Below are 19,630 nucleotides of genomic sequence, written 5' to 3' on the forward strand. Positions count from 1 at the left end.
CAACTACGTTGAGTCATTAAGCGCGCTCTTTTCCTTCCGGCCCCCGCTTGGTTTGCAGCACAAGGCACATGAAATCCAAAGCTTCCTTTCTTTGCTCACGGGCCTGAGCTCCTGTGATCCTGCTTTCTTTCGCGCTTTGCAGCATTTCCTTCAGCTTGCGCACAGGCTGGACGACGCCCGCTTGGTATTCCTCCTCGTTCCAATTGGCATTAGGGGCAGCTACGGCCTCTGACAGACAGCCGGCAATAAAATCGTGAAGCGGAACCTCCCGGGCCAAGCGCTCTGCCTCCTGCTCCCGCTCGAAAACAAACGTCCGCGGCTTGTCCGTCATATCATTCGCCAAATTTTTCAAGACGGAACGGGGACCTAATTCGACGGCCCACTCTACCTTCCGCTCCTTCAAATAACGCATCGATTGCAGCCACATGACCGGATGCGTCATCTGTAAAATCAAGCCGTCCCGGATTTGCTCCGCATTAGCGTAAGGCAGCGCCGTCACGTTGGATATAACCGGCCATTGGCTTTCGCGGAACGTATACTTCCGCAGGATGTCGGATAGACGGTCCGCAGCTTGTGACATCAGCGGACTGTGAAACGGGCCGCTGACCTGCAAACGGGTAACTTGAGCGCCTCTTAGCTCCGCTGCAATCGTTACCCGGGCCAGGGCTGCCCGATGACCCGACAGCACGTACTGGCTCTCGGAATTGCAGCAGGCGATGACAACAGGCTGTTCAGACGACGAATGCTTGCCGCACAATGCCTCCAGCGCCTCAAGCTCCACGCCCCGCACGGCGGCCATTTCGCCCAGACCTGCATCGGCGGCCTCCTGCATCACGATCCCCCGCTGCTGCACCAGACGCAAGGCGTCCGCAAACGAAAGAACGCCGCTGCTCACCAGCGCGGTGTATTCCCCCAGACTATGTCCGGCGGAGAACCGGGGAACGATGCCAATCTCTTGCCTGTACTGTTCCAAGGCCATGACGCTGACCGTCAGCAGAGCCGGCTGCGCATACGCCGTTCTCGACAGCTGCTCGGCGCTGCCTTCAGTGCATATCGATTTCAAATCATACCCCAGGATATCATTCGCTTCCTCGAACAATTGGTCGGCACCTTGAAATCTCTTGGACCAGACCTTGCCCATTCCTTCATATTGTGATCCTTGACCTGGAAATAATAAGGCGATACGCTTCATGCCTAACCCCTTTCCGAGCACCGACATATCAAAATAACGGATGATGTTTGCACAGAAACGTTAACAAAATGGTATGATGAGAGATTTACAAATGGAAACAAAATAGGAAATGCGGTATGAAAAGTCACGGAAGCTGAGGAGTAAGTTTTGGAGAATGCATGCTTTCAAGTCAAAATCCATTAAAAGGTATTATGACTTTATACATGAAATTATTAAATATATTACATATTTTATTGCAGAGATGTCAACCCAATTAATTACAAATTAAGAATTAATTCATATTTAATTAAACTATCTGGGTATCGACCTTATTGGCAGCCAGCTGCAAAGGAGCGACGCAACGGAAAAAGGCTGCCTCACGGCAGCCTTTCCCGGACTTACTTTTGCACGGTGCGCGGCGATTCCTCCATATACGGCTGCAGGTAAATCTCCCTCACCTCGTGCCGAACCCAGCTCATCAGCGTCAGCACGATCAGCAGCACGCTAACGGTGGCGGCGAACAGCCTCCGCCCGTCCTGCCTGACCAAGCGGACCAGCAGCCAGCACAAGCCGATAGCCAGCAGCACCGCGACCGCGAGCAGCGCGGTATGGAACGCAGACCCACCCATAAACGCATGGCGGACGCGACCGTCCATGCTAAGCAGCAGCAGCGGTCCTGCAAGCAGTTGAAGCAGCGTGAAGCCTGCCGCCATCGTCTTGCCGTAGCGCTTGGCCACCTCCGTGACCGGTCCGGCGCCGTTCCGCTCGGCGCGTCTCCCCCATCCGTACAGGAACAAGCCGAGCATCGTAAAGCTCGCCGCCATAAAGTGAAGGTAGCGCTGCCAGATGGTCGGATACGCGAACAGTGAGCGCCAGAAGCCGCGTTCCGGGTCCCACAGCTCGGGATGAAGCATCGAGGTCACGTTCGTGATGAACAGCAGCGGTACGAACAGCAGGATCAGCGTGCCGAGTAGGCCGAAGCTAAGGTGCAGCGCCTTGCGCTTCTGCCAGCGCTCCCATGTAAATTTATAGACGTACAGCGCCAGAAACGCGACGGTCAGCAGCGGGATGAGCAGCAGCCACATTTTGCCGATCAGAATCGTCGACGGATAAAAAAACTGGGTGTAAATGGTGCTGATGATCAGCAGCGGCGCAATGCCGAGCACGACGGCGATGCTTTTGACAATCGATACGTGCGTCGCCATATGCTGCGCCAAGCGGTCCAGAACCGCGTCCTTGCGGACAATTCCTTTCAGCTCGTTGTACACCGCGGACACGGAGCCGGCCACCAGAATATTGACGAAAATGATATGTAGAATAAATCCGACGACCATCAGCACTTCGAAAAAAGGCAGGTCGCCCGGAATGGCCAGCCCCAGATCGTTGGGTACCGGCGATTTGGCGGTCAAATAGGCGTTCACTCTGCACCGTTCCTCTCCGAAACCATCTTCTGAATATAGGCGGCCAGCGCCTTAACCTCCTCATCCGTTCCCGCAAAAGGCGGCATAACGGGGCGGACATTGTGCATCTGAGGGATGAAGGCAGCGAGCGCTTCCTCGCTCCAGCCCTTCGCCCTTTCCGTCATGACCCGGCTGCGCCGGGGACCGTCGATGCTGTGACAGGCGATGCACTGCATGCGGAACAGCTCCTCCCCGGCCTGGGGCTTGTTCGCCTCCGTCACCTCACGGACCGGAGAAAGCTTCGCTTGCGCCAGCGCGCCCTCCTTGTGAAACCGCTCGAGATCCGTTTTCAGCACGCCGTTGGCGTACATATAATTGTAAATGACATACGGCTTGCGAATATTTTCCCGGATGATCTCGAATTCGGTAATCAGCAGCAGCGAGAATGCCGCCGTGAATACGGTGAGCACAACCGGATACTTCGTTCGGCCGTCCATCAGCATGACGCCGAGCACGAACATAAGCAGCAGCCCGAGCACGTTGATAAAAGCGAACGTGAAGTCGCTCATGCCCGACGCCCAGACGACCAGCGTTTGCGCTTGATCGGGCAGCGTCTTTAAATACCACCACCCGGATACGAGCATCAGCGGCACGGAAACGACGAGCCATTTGCCGTACAGCTTCAAGACGATGTGGCGGTCAAGCGAGTCTTTCACAAACCATCGGTTCAGCGGCGTCAATACCGCAACCCCCAGCGTGATGGCGGCAAAGGTGCGGAACAGCGTCGAAGGCACCCAAGTCGTATTCAGAAACGCGCTCCAGAACGACAGCGTCTCGACCCAATCGCCCGGATTGATCTGGGCGGCCAAAATGCCTGTAATGATCACCAGCGTGAACCAGGACATGACGCACAAGGCGAGGCCGGTCCACAAATGCAGCTTTTTCTTCTCTCCCTTCCAGCGGTCCCATGTGTAAAAATACGTCAACAGCAAGACGACTTCCGATACAAACACCAGCCATTCCGTAAACCAGGCCCAATGAAAAATACGCAGCAGCGAACCGATCGCATTGGGCAGTATAACGGTCGTTGTGAACCAAATGCCTACTCCCGTCATCGCTCCCGCCGTCGTCGTGATGATCAGAATCCATTTGCTCAGCCATCTGGCGTACGCCTCCAGCCTTTCGTTACCTCTCTTGAAAGCCACATACTCAATGGATACCATAAGAACGGACCCGCCGATGGCTACGGCATGATTGATCATGACGTGCAGCACCGCCATCATGCCGATCAGGTTGCCGTTGCCGACCCAACCGAAATCGATTGTCGGAAATTCCACCTTCCCGCACTCCCTTTCTATAAAAAAAATAATCCTTGCCGCAAGCGACAAGAATTATTGTATAGAAATCGTTTTCGTTCAAAATGACTCTCTAGGGCTAATATATTGATAAAAAAATGAACAAATACGTTATTTACTTTAAATAATTACCGGTATCTTCGATTTTCTCAGAATTTCTTGCAGTCTCCGCACTTCTTTTCGCAACTTCTCGTTCTCTTCCTCCAGCCGTTGCGTAAGCCTGCATGTCCCGTCCGTTTCCGTCGGTTCTGGCCTGCGCAGCCGCTCGATTTTGTCGCGAAGCTCAGGATGGGTATACAGAAACGGCTTGGACACGCCAGCCTCGATCGATACGGTATTGAAATTAATCTTCAGCTTTTCCTTCCTCAACCGTTCAATAGCTGATACGGCCTTGCGGTACGCTTCAACCGTCTTTTGCTCGCTGAATTTTTTAATCCCTTCGACATTTCTACGCTGCATAAGGCTGCCTCCCTGCATTTTGTTCTTTTCGCGAAACCTCGTCTTTATTATAACGAATGACAAAAGGCGAAAAATGACCCCTTTGAGTCAATTTTCCGCCTTTTTTATGAACAAACGATGGATGACCGTCTTCAACGTCCTTCTGCCCGGATTACTCCCTTATGCTCGAATGCTGCGTCATCCGACTTGTTTATGGTCAGTACGGTGTGCCCGTTCTCTCTGCCGAGAGCGAACGTCCAACCCATCTTGGTTGCGCGATCTTGGATGATTTTCAAGCCGTAGCCGTTCTTCTTGGACAACGGATCGGATACGAAGCCTTGACCGTCGTCCGCAACCGTACACCTCCAACCGTCACCCGGTCCGTGGGCGTCCTTGCCTTGTATCCAGACGTTCGCCGCCGCCGCATGCTTGAAGACATTGATTAACGCCTCGCGCAGTGTAGCGTACAGCTCCACCTTTTCTTTCACGGTCATGCGCTCCTCGGACAGCTCCCATTCCAAGTGGACGGCTATGCCGGTATCTTTCCTGAAATCCGCGATCAGATGCTGGATGGATTCCATCCATGGCTGCGCTTGCGGCACGACCGGATACCGCAAGCCGTTGATCGCCTGACGGACATAGTCGTTCACTTCATGCACGGTTTTCCGCAGGCTTTGATACAACTCTCCCATCGGAGCCGCATGGCTTTGCTCCATCCGGTCCACACGGACCGATAATAGAAATAACGATTGGGCGATGCCGTCATGAAGCTCCGAAGCCACCTTCTCTCGCTCCTCCAAAGCCGCCTTCGCCGCCCGCTCCTGCTGCAGCTGCTCCTGCAATTGCTCCATCAGCGCGAACAGCTTCCGAAGCAGCGTCATCGTGACGAGGTAAACCAGCAAAGGTGCCAGCCAATTACCCAAATCCATTGAAATGTAAGGAAGCAAAAACGCATGCCGGACATACTCCCATATCCCGATCGTTAGCGTAGGAATGATCAAAATTAAGCTTTTCAAATGTTTATACAACGACAAAAATCCTCCCGGATATGAACTCGGCGCAACCACGCTCCTTCATCTAAACATAATTAAGCACCCGTGCCTATGACTCGCCGGAGCTATCTTTTCTAACGAAAAACGCCTGCAAAAAAAAAAATCCCTGCCGCCTTCGGCAAGGATTATGGTATAGATACAGCCCGATCAGCGCTTCTTCGCCAAGATCGTGAAGGACGCGGCCGCCGCGTGCGCGTTCATTCCGGTGTCCGTTCCGACCGGAAAGCTTCCTGCGCGCCACGCTTCCGGCCTGTAGGGCAACATCGTCGTGCCGAGACGTCCTTCGGACTCCAGCGTCTCCAAGGTTTCGTCCGGCTTCAGGTCGGACACGACCCGGTCAAGCCCGCTCGGAAGCACGGTGCTCCACGGCTTGCTGCCGCCTTCGTTTTCCACGAGACCGATCACCTCGAAGCCCTCCGACTCCAGCAGCAGCACGAGCTCCTTCGGCGTCATCAGGGCCAATTCCCGCTCCACCCGGTATCTGGGCTGCTCCAAGCCTTGCACGAACGTTTCGTAGGTGGAGGTCAGCCGGTAGATTTGACGCCGCAGCGACGTTTCCCCTTCCACGTGCTTGTAGACGATTTTATCCTTCGGCAGCACCTTGCGCTGCACCGTCTTCCAGCTCGCTTGCGCGGGTGGCAGCAGCAGTTCCACGGCAAGCAGCCCTTGGGGAACCAGATGGTTCCGGATGTTCCCAAGCACGGTCCGGTGCTCACTCATCCGGGTCACATGCTGGATAACCCCCTCGGGGCATAGAACATGCGTGAACGTCTCCGCAAGCTCCAGCTCCAGTATGTCCTGTTCCACCAGTTTCAACGTGTCCGCACGGTCCTTAAGCACGCGATTACGCTTCGTTTCCGCGAGCTTCAGCATGTCGGTACTCCGGTCCACGCCGCATACCCGAATGCCGTGCTGCGCCAGCTCGACCGCGATTCGGCCGGTGCCGGCGCCAAGCTCCAACACGCTGGGCGGCTCGGAGAAACCGGCGGCGGTGCCCATGATCCAGTCGCGGGCAAAGACAATGCCAGCTTTCCCGACGAACTGGTCGTACAGCTCCGCTTCCAGCCCCGCATACGGCGCGTTGGCGCGCGGCTCGTGCCGCACGCCCTGCAAGCCGCATCGCGAACAGACCGTTCCGGCCAAAGCCCCGATCGCCACGCCCGCAGGCACCCCGTTGCGGCAATCGCCGAACCACTCGTCATAAATATAATGGCAAATTGAACATTCCGTTGTCGTCAACGCCGCTCCTCCTGACGCATTTTAGTTAAATTTTTCGGGATAAAAGCCCTTCGCCATTTTTTCCAAAGCCGTCATGTTTCTTACCCCTTCGAACACGTCGGAAAGCGGCATGATGACGAACTTGTTGTTTTTGATGGCCGTTACGTTCGCCAAAGCCGGGAGGCTCTGCAAAAACTTAATCTTCTCCGCAGCCGACGGCTTGTCGTAGTCGAAAATCAGAATAACCTCCGGGTCGCGCTTGACGACTTCCTCCCAGCTGACCTTCGCCCAGCCTTTTTCGACATCGTCGAATATATTTTTACCGCCCGCAAGCTGGATCAATTGCGTCGACAACGACTTACCTGCCGTATAGGCCGTGTCTTGTCCGCTGTCAAAAGCAAATATTCGCAGCGGCTTCTCCGGCTGACCGACCTTCGTTTGAATCTCCTTTACTTTCGCTTTCATCGAGTCGATGAAAGCGTCGGCCTTGGCCTGCACGTTGAAGATGCGCCCGATATTCGCAATATCCTCATACACGTCCTCCAGCGTGCCGAACGGCACATACGTCCCTTTGGCCACATAGGCCTCGATTCCTTTTTCCTTCAACGCTTCGACGGTGCCGACGGCTTTTTCAACAAAGGCGGTTTTGCGGCCGTAGACGAAATCCGGCTCTACGCCCAGCAGTACCTCCTGCGAAGGATATTTTGCCGCCAACACCGGAATCGCGGCGTACTTCTCCTTTAGTTCCGGGAGAATCTCGTCGTCCATATACGCGGTGCCGACCATCGATTTCTCCAAGCCGAGCGACAGCATAATTTCCGTCGTATGCTGGTTTAAGCTGACGGCCCGCTTGGGCGCTTCCTTGAAGGTGAGCGTGCGGCCCATATTTTCTATTGTCACGGGGCTGTAGGCCGCCGTCTTGGGCGCACCGTTCTGCGGGTTGTCCCCGCTTGCCGCCGGGCTTTTCGACGTCGTTTGACCGCAAGCGGCCAAGAGAAGCAGCGAAAAGACAAACAGCAGAGATAGAGCAGTAGCTAAGATGCGTTTCATGAAATTAAGGCTCCTTTTGGTGTCAAATGAGATAGCAGCGATTCGGGAAAATACGTAATGCTGAGCTTCCGGGTCACCGGATGCACGGCCAGCTGCGCGTTCACGCCGAACACCTGGCGCAGCAGCTCCGCCGACATCACTTCTTCGGGCGTGCCCGAAGCGTACACTTTGCCCGCATTCATCACAATCAGCCGGTCGCAGAAATAACTGGCCATGTTCAGATCGTGCAGCGCGGATAATGCGGTCATTCCGAGCGTTTTGACCAAGTCCATCATTTGCAGCTGATGCCGGATATCCAAGTGGTTCGTCGGCTCGTCCATGATCAAAAATTGCGACTGCTGAGCCAGCGCCCGGGCGATCAGCACGCGCTGCTTCTCTCCTCCGGATAAGCTGGAGAAGCTCCGCCGCGCATACGATTCCATCCCCACGCGCTCCAGCGCTACGCTGACCATGGCGTCGTCTTCCCGCGTATCTGCGGCAAACATCCGTTTGTGCGGATGGCGTCCCATGAGTACGATATCCCGTACCGTAAAATCAAATGCCGACGACGTCTCTTGACTGACGACGGCCATCCGCTGCGCCGTTTCCTTATGGGTTAGCTCGGACAGCTGCTGCCCGTCCAAGGAAATCCACCCTGCTTGGGGTTTCAGCACGCGGTATATATTTTTGAGCAGCGTCGATTTGCCGCTTCCGTTCGGACCGATAATGCCGACAAATTCGCCGGGATGGACCTGCAGGTCCACGCCTTGAATGATAGGCTCTCCCTTCACGTCGTAGGAGAGTCCTTGAACCTCCACCTTCATCTTCTTGGTCCCCTCCTCTCTAGAACGAGTATGAGCTGCGGCGCAGCAGCCAAATGAAGAACGGTCCTCCGCACAGCGCCGTCACGATCCCGACCGGAAGCTCCTCCGGCGCAATGACGAGCCGCGCGAACACGTCGGCCCAGATCATAAACGATGCCCCGAGCAATACGCTGACCGGCAAAACGCGGCGGTGATCGGAACCGACCATCAGCCGGACCAAGTGCGGGATCATCAAGCCGATAAACCCGATGGCCCCGCTCACGGCAACGATCACCCCCGTCAGCAAGGAGGTCAGAATAACCAGAACTTTGCGGAAGCGGTCCATGTTTACCCCCAAGGTCACGGCCGTCTCTTCCCCCATGAGCAACGCGTTCAGCGAGCGGTATTGGAGCAGCAAATACAGCGTACCGGCGACCACAATAAAGGACGGAAACGTCAAGTAGCTCCATTTGGCCCCGGTCAGGCTTCCCATCATCCAGAACATCGCCGAGCGAATGCCTTCTTCCTTGGGAGCCATCGTGACGACGAAGTTGGTCAGGGCCGACAGCATCATGGATACCGCAATACCGGCCAGCAGCAAGCGGGTATTGGACAGCGTGCCTCCTACGCGTGCCAGCATGTACACTAAAGCAATGGCAGTTAACGAACCGATAAAAGCCGACACCGATAAAGCATACTGCCCGAACAGCTGAAAAGCTCCGAATAAAATGACGAGCGTGGCGGCAGCGGAAGCCCCCGAAGACACTCCCAGAATATACGGGTCCGACAGCGGGTTGCGGGTCAAGGCCTGAATCGCGGTGCCCACCACAGCCAGTCCGCCTCCGACGACGGCGCCAAGCAGCACGCGCGGGAAGCGGATATCCCAGACGATGTTGCCCTGCGCCTTGGACCAATCCGGCTCCAACCACCCATCCAGTCCGGGGATATGCGAGAAGGCAATTTTCCAGACGGTCGCCGGTTCGATACGTACCGGTCCCAACATGACCGCGAGCGTAACCGAACCGAGCAAAATTCCGAACAGCCCCAGCAGCACCAACGGGAAACGTCCTTCGGCTGCGGTTCGTTCCGCCCGCGCAGACTTCTCTTGTATTATGCTGCTCATCGGACTCCCCCCTTTTTTCTTAAGTAAAAACAAAAAGGAGCATCTCCAACCACGATCAGCGGTTAGAAATGCTCCTCCATAAGAGATGACGACCCGATTGACCCATCAAGGTCCCTAATTGCCCTAGCATCCTAACACCTCCCCATTCTCCGCAGGTTGTAGCAGTGTTGTCAAAACAGGCAGGTCTCCTGACTCAGGGTTTCTCCTTCGGCGTCTTCCCGGAAATATGCTCCAGTGACGCTATGCCGAAAAATAGCCGGACCTTCCGGCTCCCATTACAGTGGCGGGACCGCGACGGATTTGCACCGTACTTCCCTTTTAAGCTTCAGCTAGTCGCTGAGGCACCTGTTTCCACCTATTCGGTTGTCCACAGTAAGTCTATAGCAGTCTGGAAGCCGATGTCAACTGAAATGTTTCATGCCAAGACAACCCGCTCCTATATCATGAAGATTGCCGCTCCTCCGGCCTTTCGCGCCAGAGGGTTGGCAATCTTTTTCATTTCATAGTTCTAACCATTGGTTTTAATAACATATATTGTAATAATTTGCTTCAAAAGGAGGTGTATGAGGTGACACGGATTGTTCCGCGCAAGGATCGTCTGAGGACGACGGGTTTTTACCCTTAACTCCAAGAGCACGGCACTAAGCGCGAAGAAGTCAATAGAACAAATAAAAAAAGAATCAAAAGGAGAGTTATCATATGAAAATGTTATTGAAAAAAGTTCCGCTTTTCCTGTTCGCTATCGTTATGGCGTTGTCCTTCTCGCTCGCTGCAAGCGCGGCCCCGTCCGCCGATCAAGCCGCTGCGGCGCCTGTCGTCAGCTTTCAGTCGGCCAATGGATCGTGGATTAAAGTCAATGGAGACGGCAGCGTAACGGCAGACGCCGGCTCGGCGGATCAAGCGGCCCAATTTGATCTGATTCCGGTGGACGCGCAGTATTTCGCTTTAAAATCCCATAGCAACGGCAAATTTGTTTCCTTTAAGGCCGACGGCACCGTAGTCGCGATTGCCGCTTCGGTCAGCACGACTGAAAAAGTAGCCATTACCTACGTGGTCAACACGCCTCAAGAAAAAGCGATTCAAGCCAAGGCTTTAAGCAACGGCAAATACGTTAGCGCCGTCAACGGCGGCGGCGGAAAAATCGTCGTAAACGTTGCTTCGCCGTCCAAATTCGAAACCTTCAAAGTGAAAAACTGGAAATAAGCCGCCGCAGTCCTTGACCGGAGGGACGACGCGATGAAATAAAGAAAGGCGCCAAGAAATCGCGAACGCGACCGCATTGGCGCCTTTTTCGGCTGAATATTTAGAGAATGAAGTCGTGTGGAGGCCCCCAGCCAAAATGCTCGGTGTTCGCCTTCTCGAAGAAACGTCTCATTCGAACGAGCCCTGATGAATTTTGACGTTTAAGACAAGGCCGAGCGCAACCATATTGGTGAGCAGCGAGCTTCCTCCATAGCTGATGAAAGGCAGAGAGATTCCGGTCAAAGGAACCAATCCGATATGCATCCCGATATTCACATATATCTGAAAGACAAGCATGGCCGTCGTTCCCGTAATGAGGTAAGAGCCCGCTAATTCCTTCGTCTCCAAAATAATGCCGACCATCCGGTATACCAACAATAAGTAGAGCATCAACAAAATCGCCGCGCCCAAAAACCCGTACTTTTCGCCAACAACCGCAAAGATCGAATCGGAGTAGGCGTAAGGGATAGACCCCTGCTGCTGGTCAAGAGCATTTCCATTCAGTTGGCCCGAACCGATCGCCATCAGCGCTTGTTCATAATGCCACGACTTCTGGGGATCGCTTGCCGGCTCCAGGAACGTCTGAATTCTCGACATCTGGTGGGGCTTGATCATTTTGGCCAGCAGTTCATGGTCGACATAATACAGCCACAGCACCGTTCCGATCGCAACCCCGGCAGCGCCAACGGCGGTCAGCATATACGACAATCGGATGTTGCCCATCCACAGCATCCCGAAAAAGATGCCGACAAATACGAGAGCCGTCCCCAAATCGGGCTGTTTCAGAATAAAAACGATGGGAATCGCAAAAACGACGCCGACGGGAAGGAGATCTTGAACGAAACGCAGCTTCTCTCCCTGCCGCTTGTGCAGCAAATGCGCAGCAAGCAGAATCGTGAACAGTTTAACCGGTTCGGAGGGTTGAATTTCCACGGAACCAATGCTTAACCATCGGGCCGCGCCGTTCACGACCTGCCCCTTCCAATGGACGTAGGCCAGCATTCCGATGCCGAAGGCGTACAAGTAATACGCCAGCTTGCCCGTCAGCAATCGGTAATTGAACACCGTGACCAGCAGCATCGGAATGCAAAAGACACCGAAATACATCATGCCGCTGATGTGCAGTCCATCCAATTTAGTCCCTGTGGTGGCCCGGTAAACCGCCACCGTGCCGACGGCCACCAAGCACAACATAAGCACAACGATACCGCGGTCTATTTTTTTCAGCTTTTCCAGAAATATCATACAGGTACCTCGACCTTCAATTCTTGGGTTTGCGTCAATCATTCCGCCATAAAGCCCTGTAATATATAGACGATCACCATGGCAAAAAGTAGCAAGGCGCGCGCCCGAAGTTTCAGAATAGCCTTTTTCCTTCAGGAAGACAAGGATAAAAATTACTTATCCAGATGGTGCACCGCTTCCTCGTTTACAAATTTTATTTATTTACCTATACTACTATATGTTGAGATATTTATATACAAATTGGAGGAATCGATGATGAAGAAGAAAGCCACAGGTCTTTTTATTGCATCCTTTTTATTATGCAACCTGATCCCGGCCTCGCTACACGCTGGGAATGAGGCAGCGAAGCCGCTGTCCAAAAACCTGATCGTGCTGATCGGGGACGGGATGGGCCCTGCTCAAGTCACGGCCGCGCGGCTTTACTCCAAAACCATTCTGGGAGCGGAGAGCTTGCATCTGGACGGTTACTACGTCGGCCAGGCCAGCACGTTTTCGGAGCGCGGCGAAGTGGACAGCAGCATTGAATCCGGCCTGATCACCGATTCGTCGGCGGCAGGAACCGCTTTGGCTACCGGACACAAAACGTACAATTCCGCAGTCAGTGTCTCCAATCATGAGGTGGCCAAGCCGTACGCCTCCGTGATTGAAGCGGCGGAAGCGAAAGGAAAAGCGACCGGACTCGTCACGACGGCAAGAATCACGCACGCGACTCCGGCGGCATTCGCCTCTCACGTACGCAGCCGCGGGAACGAAACAGCCATCGCTTCGCAAATGCTGGAAAGCGGCGTCGATGTTTTGCTCGGCGGAGGCGCAGATTATTTTACCGGAAAGGATGCCGGTGGAAAACGTCAAGACAAAACGATTCTTCCCGATTTCGAGGCCAAAGGCTACTCCGTCGTGAAAGACCTTGCCGGTCTTCAAGCGCTGACCGTAAAGCACGATAAAGTGCTTGGCCTGTTCAACCGGTCGCACCTCGACTACGCCATTGACCGCAATACCTCTTCCCCGAGCCTGGCTGATCTGACGGGGAAAGCCATCAAGCTGCTTTCGGCAAAGCCCGAGGGCTTTGTGCTCATGATCGAAGGTGGACGAATCGACCACGCCGCGCATGCCAACGATTTTCCGACCATGGTTAAGGAAATGCTGGACTTCGACGCGGCCGTGAAGACGGCGATGGATTTCGCCAAGAAAGACGGCAGCACCTCCGTCGTTGTAACCGCAGACCATGAGACAGGCGGTCTGTCTCTGGGCCGCGATAATATGTACGAGTTAAATATCGACCTCTGGAACCGGCAAAAGTCATCTTCCCAGGTACTAAATGCAGCACTTGAGCAAGCCCGAACGCCGGAGGAAATCCGGAAGTTCGTTCAAACGAACACGACGATTACGGATCTGAGCGACGAGGAGGCCCGTTTCATTCTGAAAGGCGACGGTTCGGACTACGAGCGGGAAGGCGCTTATAACGCCGTCATCTCCAAGCGGCTGCTGGTCGGATGGTCCGGCCATGCGCATTCCGGGGTGGACGTTGGCGTCTGGGCCTTTGGGCCAATTGCCGAGCTGGTGAAGGGAAAAATCGACAATACAGATATCGCCAAAGCGGGCGCCAATACGATCGGCGTCGATCTCGATGCCGTAACCGCCGGGCTGCAGGCCAAGTACTGGTATCCCAAGTTCAAGACGATGCCCGGCCGATCGGTCGTCTATCCGGCCAAGGCGCTCGCCGCGAAGCTGGGCGCATCGGCAGACTGGGACGAGGCTTCCGGTACCGTGCGGATGGCCAAAGGCGGCAAAACGATTCTTGTGAACCTGAAAGACGGCAGCGCGACGCTGAACGGCCAAACGGCAGCCTATGCCGTCCATGTCGAGAAGGGCACGCTGTATTTATCCCTGAACGCCTTCAACGATATCAGCGGGCAAAGCATGACATGGGACCCGCTTTCCGAGCGACTGGTGCTGCAAGCTGGCTGACCCTCTGCCCTTTATGCCGCTTGCTCGTATCAACAGTGTTCTTTTTTGGGGCGAAGCTCCTTTACATGCTTCAACTGGGCGACAATGATAAAGCTGACGATGACCAGCAGAAACCAGGAGCTGAATTTGCTCCACGACACCATGCTCCAGCCGTTTTGTTGATGGGGATAACGCCATGCCCCCAGCCAAGTTCCGATATTTTCGGCGATCCAGATAAAGAAGCCAACAAGCGCAAAACCAAGCGTGAGCGGCATCCGGTACACGCTATCTCCCACCTTGAAATACAGCGTCGTGCGGAAAAACACAATAAATAACAGAGCCGCAAGCAGCCAGCGCAAATCGGGGATGAAGTGGTGGGTCATAAAATTCAAGTAGATCGCCGCCCCTAGCGTTACCGTCCAGACGGAAGAAGGCCACCAGTCCAAGCGAATGTGAAGCCTGCGCCAGGCTTGACATATATAGCTGGCCACACTTGCGTACATGAAGCCGCTGTACAGCGGAACGCCGCCGATTTTGGTCCAGCCCGGCTGCGGATAATCCCAAGAGCCCATATGGACTTTATACAATTCCAGCACCAGACCGATGAGATGAAACACGCAGATCACCTTCAACTCGTCGATTGTTTCCAGCCCTGTCCGTACCATGATGATTTGCACGGCGATGCAGATGACAAGCATCCAGTCGTAAGCCGGCATTCCGGGAAGCGGTGCAACTTTCAACAAGGCCAACGAAAGAAAAATGCAAGCGGGGAATACGCAGGACATCGCTTCCTCGTAGCCAAAAAGCAGCAGTTGTTTGCCCCATTTCCAACTCATTCCAATTCCCCTCCGTTTGTATCGATTGGCAGCGTTGCATTGATTGCCGCCTCTGCATTTATTGTAATTTGAAAAACAAGAACAAAAAGAGAAATGTAGAAATCAAAAAATTCATATTTTCAAATAGGGTGTGCATAGTTTTCGGACATCACAACGAAAGAACCTCCCAAATTTATGGGAGGTTCTTAGTAGCTACTCCTATTACGCTTGTTGATCCGCACTTGCATCGGATTGGCGGAAATGCCGCCAGACGAATTGACGCCCCTCCTCTCCCACGGTTTACCATCAGCGCACGCCGCCATGCGCAGCGCAGCTACGGTTTGTCATCACGCCTCTGTTCTAACTTTTGCAGTTCTAGCAAATATTCATCCAACCGGTCGAACCTTTCCTCCCAAATGCGACGAAACGACGCGAGCCACGCATTCAGCTCCATCAGCGGTTGGGGCCGCAGCCTGTAAATCCGGCGGTTAGCAACCGGCTGCATCTCGACAAGACCGGCTTCGCTAAGGACGCGAAGATGCTTGGAAGCTTGCGGCTGATGGAGCCCAAGCCGATCGGCGATTTCCCCTACGGTGAGCGGGCCGTCACGCAAGAGTTCGACGATACTTAGACGGTTAGGCTCCGCAAGAGCGCTTAAGATCGAATTCATGAGTTAAATGTACCCGAATTGGAATATTCCTGTCAAGGTATATTCCAGAATGATTGATTTGGATGATTTACGTCAATACTTCCGATAGGAACAAGCCTATTGAATAGAGGAGCTGGATTAGGATGGGAAGCACGAAGCAAAAAATCACCACATTCTTCATGTTCGAAGGCAAAGCCGAAGAGGCCATGAATTTCTACATCACTTTATTTGACCGATCGGAAATCGTTCGCATGCAGCATTACGGACCGAACGAAACCGGTGCCGAAGGAACCGTGGCGCAAGCTTTATTTTCGCTGAACGGACAAGTGTTTATGTGTATCGATAGCAGCGTAAAGCACAATTTTACATTCACCCCTTCCATGTCATTATATGTAACATGCGACACGGAGGCAGAGATTGAGAGGCTATTCGGGAGGCTGTCTGACGGGGGATTCGTTTTAATGCCGCTAGGAGCTTACCCGTTCAGCGAAAAATTCGGTTGGGTTCAAGATAAGTTCGGCGTCTCCTGGCAGCTGAATCTTGAGAAAAAATAATAGCCGGACGGCTCCCGAACGTTAACAAATGTTTATGAACCAAGGTCAAAAGCGCCAAAAATCGCCACCGAAGGGCAGCGGTTCTTGGCTTTTTTGCTTCAAAACCAACGCTTGAACATCGACACAAAATAACACTAAACAACATTTTACAAAAAAATATCTTGAAATTATACATAATATCGCATATTATTTTCTACATGAGCAATATGTTAGGTGAAATGTTCGTTTTTTGTAATATTCTCACACACCTTAAATGTCTGTTGCTCATGAAAATATTTTAGGGGGAACTTCCAAGTGAACACAAATGTAAATCCCGGGGCGAACGCGAACTACAATAATCAGCCTCAATCCGCGCCGATCTTGACGGTGAAAGATTGGCTCATTACAATGCTGATAATGATCATCCCGCTAGTAAATCTTATTATGCTGTTTGTATGGGCCTTTGGCGGCGGAGAAAATCCGAGCAAATCGAATTATGCGAAAGCCACACTGATCTGGATGGTCATCGGATTTGCGCTCTCCATCGTATTCACGATTCTATTCGCGGGCGCCTTCACTAGTGCAGTGTATAATAATCGATAAGTTTATTCGATCAAGCACGCCTGTGCTAAATCTCAAGAAGATTTAGCACGGGCTTTTTATTTTGTCAATTCCGCATAGGACAAAATCCGACTTCCATACGTTATATCGTAGGCCGGCTATATCCGACGAGCAGGAGGACAAACAATTGCATACCTCAAAAACAAAGCCTAACCCCTATCCGTTCCTTGCCATATACGCATCGGATCTCAAAAAGGATGTTGTGATTGACTTTATCTCCGGCATCGGGATCTACACGATCGTCCGAAAAGTAACCGCTTCGGAACTGCTCGCCATTGCAGCCAGTATGGTCGTGAGCACCGCGCTGCAAAAATGGTCGGAGCGGCATCGGAAGAAAAAATTGCTGAATATGCGACCAGCCAAAGTCATTCCTTGGCCCAGCCCGGAGAACGCAAGACGGACCCGCCTAACCTAACTACTTATATCGGTAGGTTCGGTCCCATTCTTAAGTTTTTTCCGGTTTTTGATTTGATAATTTGATATTTACGAACGAGCTGTCAACGTAAAAATGCAATTTGATTATAAAATTTAGTAGGCTCCTTTGATTTAAAAATATCAAGTGACGTCTTTTCTTCCGATAAGTTTATAACGTTTATAATATCCAGGTTGTAATACCAATTATCGCTTGAATATCTTCCATTATAAGTGATACGGCCATATTCATTTGGTTCTAAGGCTAGAGCAAATTCATTTAATTCCACATACATGCTGGTTTTAAGGTCATATTTATGTCTTTCTGGGGCAGCCCTATGGAAATCATAGCGATATCTAAGCTCGTAACAATCGCCCTGACGAATCATTTCAATGGCTCCAATTCTGACATTTTCATACTTTGTCATTGTATCTTTACGGTTAATTTTTTCTGTTATTCCGGTTTCGGTTTGATACAAATATACATAGTGGGCAGGATATCCCACAGGGTTATAATCGAAAAAGCCTTTAGGTAAATCATATGCTTTTGGCATTTCATTACGAACTGTAGTATAGGGTGCACCACGGAACTTTTTATTCCAATGCACCTTGATATGTTGAGTTAATAGCATAACCATTCCTCGCATTCAGTGAAATCAATAACGCATTCCATTAAAACGACAACTTCTGACAACAATTATACCACATCGGCGCATTTTTAGACCGTCGAGATATCCCCGAATCACCCACCTAAAAGCGATTTCACCGTGTCGTTATACTTTTGCGGCTCATCAAACAGAAACGCGATACTCACGATCCTCCACTATGACTGTCATATATTACAAATAAAACAATACAATGAATTTCGTAACGCATTCCTATCCTGATGGAGGTGTCTTTATGTTCAAGCGTCAAAAGCTTTGGAGTACGGTCGCAGCTGCAATCGTACTCACCCTGGCAGTCCCTACGGCTATGGCGGAAACGGAAGCTCCGGTCAGTGCCGAGCAGAAGCTTCCTGCCGATACCAAAGTTGCCGCAGAGCGGTATCTTAAGGAGCATGCCAAGCAGTATCAGCTGAAGGCCGATTTGTCCGACTTGAAGTATGTGACCACGATCCAAACCGACGCAGGCTATTATGTCCGTTATCAGCAAATGGTGAACAACGCTTCGGTCTTTAACCGGCAGGTGACGGTCACCTTGGACCGTTCTTACCACAACGCACTGGTCATCTCCGGTTACGAGCCCTACACCTCGGTTCAACAGGTTTCACAGCTGCTGCCGGACGGCGATCTGAAGGCCAAAGCGCTCCAGTTCGTCGAAGACCAAGCACAAGGAGAATGGGCGCCATCCTCCGAGGAGTACGGCTATACGATACAGAACGGCGTCGCTACGCCTACCTACCGTGTCGTCGTCCATTCCAAGGCCCCGTACGGCGCATGGGAAACCTATATTCATGCAGGCAGCGGAGAACTGCTGCGCAAACGGAATTTGAACCAGAACGTGAACGGTACAGGCAAAATTTTCCTCCCCAACCCTGTCGAATCCCAAGGCTCCGTCGGCAACCTGAAAGATAACAACGACCAAGATTCCCCCGAATTGACCAAGCAGCTGAAATCCGTTACCCTCCTTGGCTTGGACGGCTCCGGTTACCTGCGCGGGCAATACGTCAACATTAACTCTGCCGCCAAGACGTATTCGGCCTCCAACCAGTTCAATTATACCCGTTCCAACGACAGCTTCGAGGATGTCATGGCCTATTACCATATCGATACAGTGCAGCGGTATTTGCAGCAGCTTGGCTTCAAAAATGTGAACAACCGTGCCATCAAAGTAAACGTCAACGCGTCTCTGGACGACAACTCGTACTATAACTCGTCGACAAAAGAATTAATCTTCGGTACCGGCGGGGTAGACGATGCGGAAGACGCCGGCGTCATTGCCCACGAATACGGGCACGCGATTCAAGACAATCAGGTGCCGGGCTTCGGCGATTCCCATGAAGGCGGCTCGATGGGCGAAGGCTTCGGCGATTTTTTCGGCGCTACGTATGAAGATGCTACCTCCTCCCCCGGCTTCGGCAAAGCGTGCGTGGCCGAATGGGATGGCACGTCGTATTCCAAAGGAAACCCGCCTTGCCTGCGGCGTTTGGACAAAAACAAAGTGTATCCGCGCGACCTCCAAAATGAAGTGCATGCGGACGGCGAAATTTGGTCCCAAGGACTGTACGATATGGCACAAGCCTTTGGGCGCGACGCAGCCACCAAAATCACCATCCAATCCCACTTCTCTCTCACTCCGACAGCCACCTTCAAGGACGGCGCCAAAGCGATCAAACAAGCCGATCTCCAGCTTTACGGAGGTCAGCACGCGGCAGAAATCGACCGGATCTGGAAAGCCCGCGGTATTCCCACCAGCTAACGCTTCATTGCGGCAGGCCGGAGGCAAGCTGCTTTCACTCCTCTTCCTTCCGCCCATGCCTGAAAAAAATAGAGCCTGCTGTCTGCCGTTCACGGCAGATTGCAGGCTTTTTTTGGTGTTATGGTATGAAAAATGATTCCGCCCCGCAAAAAGGCCCCTC

Annotated in this window: 19 protein-coding genes and 1 riboswitch; of the genes, 6 read left to right on the plus strand and 13 right to left on the minus strand. The window is 52.8% G+C overall.

The genetic code is table 11. The features are described from left to right. Positions 1 to 16 precede the first annotated feature (16 nt). The 9 genes from fabD to BLO51_RS11120 all read right to left on the minus strand — a co-directional run bounded on the left by fabD (position 17) and on the right by BLO51_RS11120 (position 9,589). Positions 17 to 1,219, minus strand: coding sequence for an ACP S-malonyltransferase (gene fabD / locus BLO51_RS11080; RefSeq protein WP_342672347.1), 1,203 nt, complete (start codon positions 1,217 to 1,219; stop codon positions 17 to 19). A 350-nt stretch (positions 1,220 to 1,569) separates the two neighbouring features. Next, positions 1,570 to 2,592, minus strand: a complete 1,023-nt coding sequence (locus BLO51_RS11085; RefSeq protein WP_090671143.1) for a hypothetical protein — start codon at positions 2,590 to 2,592, stop codon at positions 1,570 to 1,572. Continuing rightward, positions 2,589 to 3,908 (minus strand): c-type cytochrome, encoded by a 1,320-nt coding sequence (locus tag BLO51_RS11090; RefSeq protein WP_090671147.1) that lies wholly within the window; start codon positions 3,906 to 3,908, stop codon positions 2,589 to 2,591. The genes BLO51_RS11085 and BLO51_RS11090 overlap by 4 nt, the downstream gene beginning before the upstream one ends. Positions 3,909 to 4,046: 138 nt before the next feature. Further along, positions 4,047 to 4,385 carry a DUF6262 family protein gene (locus BLO51_RS11095; RefSeq protein WP_090671150.1) on the minus strand — a complete coding sequence of 113 codons (339 nt, stop codon included), beginning with the start codon at positions 4,383 to 4,385 and terminating at the stop codon, positions 4,047 to 4,049. A 131-nt stretch (positions 4,386 to 4,516) separates the two neighbouring features. Next, positions 4,517 to 5,392, minus strand: coding sequence for a sensor histidine kinase (locus BLO51_RS11100; protein WP_090671155.1), 876 nt, complete (start codon positions 5,390 to 5,392; stop codon positions 4,517 to 4,519). A gap of 171 nt (positions 5,393 to 5,563) precedes the next feature. Beyond that, on the minus strand, positions 5,564 to 6,655 hold the full coding sequence (locus BLO51_RS11105) for a methyltransferase domain-containing protein (protein ID WP_090671158.1): 1,092 nt from the start codon (positions 6,653 to 6,655) through the stop codon (positions 5,564 to 5,566). A 21-nt stretch (positions 6,656 to 6,676) separates the two neighbouring features. Continuing rightward, positions 6,677 to 7,684, minus strand: a complete 1,008-nt coding sequence (locus tag BLO51_RS11110; protein WP_090671161.1) for an ABC transporter substrate-binding protein — start codon at positions 7,682 to 7,684, stop codon at positions 6,677 to 6,679. After that, positions 7,681 to 8,487 carry an ABC transporter ATP-binding protein gene (locus BLO51_RS11115; RefSeq protein ID WP_090671164.1) on the minus strand — a complete coding sequence of 269 codons (807 nt, stop codon included), beginning with the start codon at positions 8,485 to 8,487 and terminating at the stop codon, positions 7,681 to 7,683. Before BLO51_RS11115 ends, BLO51_RS11110 begins: the two co-directional genes overlap by 4 nt. Before the next feature lie 19 nt (positions 8,488 to 8,506). After that, positions 8,507 to 9,589: a FecCD family ABC transporter permease gene (locus tag BLO51_RS11120; protein ID WP_090671166.1), complete on the minus strand. Its 1,083-nt coding sequence runs from the start codon at positions 9,587 to 9,589 to the stop codon at positions 8,507 to 8,509. Between the two features lie 161 nt (positions 9,590 to 9,750). Next, positions 9,751 to 9,953, minus strand: a riboswitch (cobalamin riboswitch). A gap of 335 nt (positions 9,954 to 10,288) precedes the next feature. On the opposite strand from BLO51_RS11120, the gene BLO51_RS11125 reads away from it, so the two are divergent. Further along, entirely contained in the window at positions 10,289 to 10,792 is a 504-nt protein-coding gene (locus tag BLO51_RS11125; RefSeq protein WP_090671169.1) for a fascin domain-containing protein, read from the plus strand. A 168-nt stretch (positions 10,793 to 10,960) separates the two neighbouring features. Here the strand turns inward: BLO51_RS11125 and BLO51_RS11130 are convergent, their stop codons facing one another. Continuing rightward, entirely contained in the window at positions 10,961 to 12,076 is a 1,116-nt protein-coding gene (locus BLO51_RS11130; RefSeq protein WP_090671171.1) for an FtsW/RodA/SpoVE family cell cycle protein, read from the minus strand. A gap of 255 nt (positions 12,077 to 12,331) precedes the next feature. Here BLO51_RS11130 and BLO51_RS11135 point away from each other — a divergent pair, with 255 nt between their 5' ends. Continuing rightward, complete coding sequence (locus tag BLO51_RS11135; protein WP_245719626.1) at positions 12,332 to 14,044, plus strand: alkaline phosphatase; 1,713 nt, start codon at positions 12,332 to 12,334, stop codon at positions 14,042 to 14,044. A gap of 29 nt (positions 14,045 to 14,073) precedes the next feature. Here the strand turns inward: BLO51_RS11135 and BLO51_RS11140 are convergent, their stop codons facing one another. Then, a complete protein-coding gene (locus tag BLO51_RS11140) occupies positions 14,074 to 14,859 on the minus strand; it encodes a DUF817 domain-containing protein (protein ID WP_090671177.1) in 786 nt (261 codons plus the stop codon). A 313-nt stretch (positions 14,860 to 15,172) separates the two neighbouring features. Then, positions 15,173 to 15,508: an ArsR/SmtB family transcription factor gene (locus tag BLO51_RS11145; RefSeq protein WP_090671179.1), complete on the minus strand. Its 336-nt coding sequence runs from the start codon at positions 15,506 to 15,508 to the stop codon at positions 15,173 to 15,175. A 122-nt stretch (positions 15,509 to 15,630) separates the two neighbouring features. Between BLO51_RS11145 and BLO51_RS11150 the strand changes: the two genes are divergently transcribed. The 3 genes from BLO51_RS11150 to BLO51_RS11160 all read left to right on the plus strand — a co-directional run bounded on the left by BLO51_RS11150 (position 15,631) and on the right by BLO51_RS11160 (position 17,056). Next, on the plus strand, positions 15,631 to 16,041 hold the full coding sequence (locus BLO51_RS11150; RefSeq protein ID WP_090671183.1) for a VOC family protein: 411 nt from the start codon (positions 15,631 to 15,633) through the stop codon (positions 16,039 to 16,041). 294 nt (positions 16,042 to 16,335) lie between these two features. Then, on the plus strand, positions 16,336 to 16,623 hold the full coding sequence (locus BLO51_RS11155) for a hypothetical protein (protein WP_090671185.1): 288 nt from the start codon (positions 16,336 to 16,338) through the stop codon (positions 16,621 to 16,623). Positions 16,624 to 16,843: 220 nt separating this feature from the next. After that, positions 16,844 to 17,056 (plus strand): hypothetical protein, encoded by a 213-nt coding sequence (locus BLO51_RS11160; RefSeq protein ID WP_217266726.1) that lies wholly within the window; start codon positions 16,844 to 16,846, stop codon positions 17,054 to 17,056. A gap of 82 nt (positions 17,057 to 17,138) precedes the next feature. On the opposite strand, the gene BLO51_RS11165 is transcribed toward BLO51_RS11160, so the two are convergent. Next, positions 17,139 to 17,690 (minus strand): hypothetical protein, encoded by a 552-nt coding sequence (locus BLO51_RS11165; protein ID WP_217266727.1) that lies wholly within the window; start codon positions 17,688 to 17,690, stop codon positions 17,139 to 17,141. A 262-nt stretch (positions 17,691 to 17,952) separates the two neighbouring features. On the opposite strand from BLO51_RS11165, the gene BLO51_RS11170 reads away from it, so the two are divergent. Beyond that, positions 17,953 to 19,470, plus strand: a complete 1,518-nt coding sequence (locus tag BLO51_RS11170; protein ID WP_090671195.1) for a M36 family metallopeptidase — start codon at positions 17,953 to 17,955, stop codon at positions 19,468 to 19,470. Positions 19,471 to 19,630: the final 160 nt, after the last annotated feature.

Origin of the sequence: Paenibacillus tianmuensis (genome assembly GCF_900100345.1) — a bacterium.
In the GTDB taxonomy this organism is placed as follows: domain Bacteria; phylum Bacillota; class Bacilli; order Paenibacillales; family NBRC-103111; genus Paenibacillus_G; species Paenibacillus_G tianmuensis.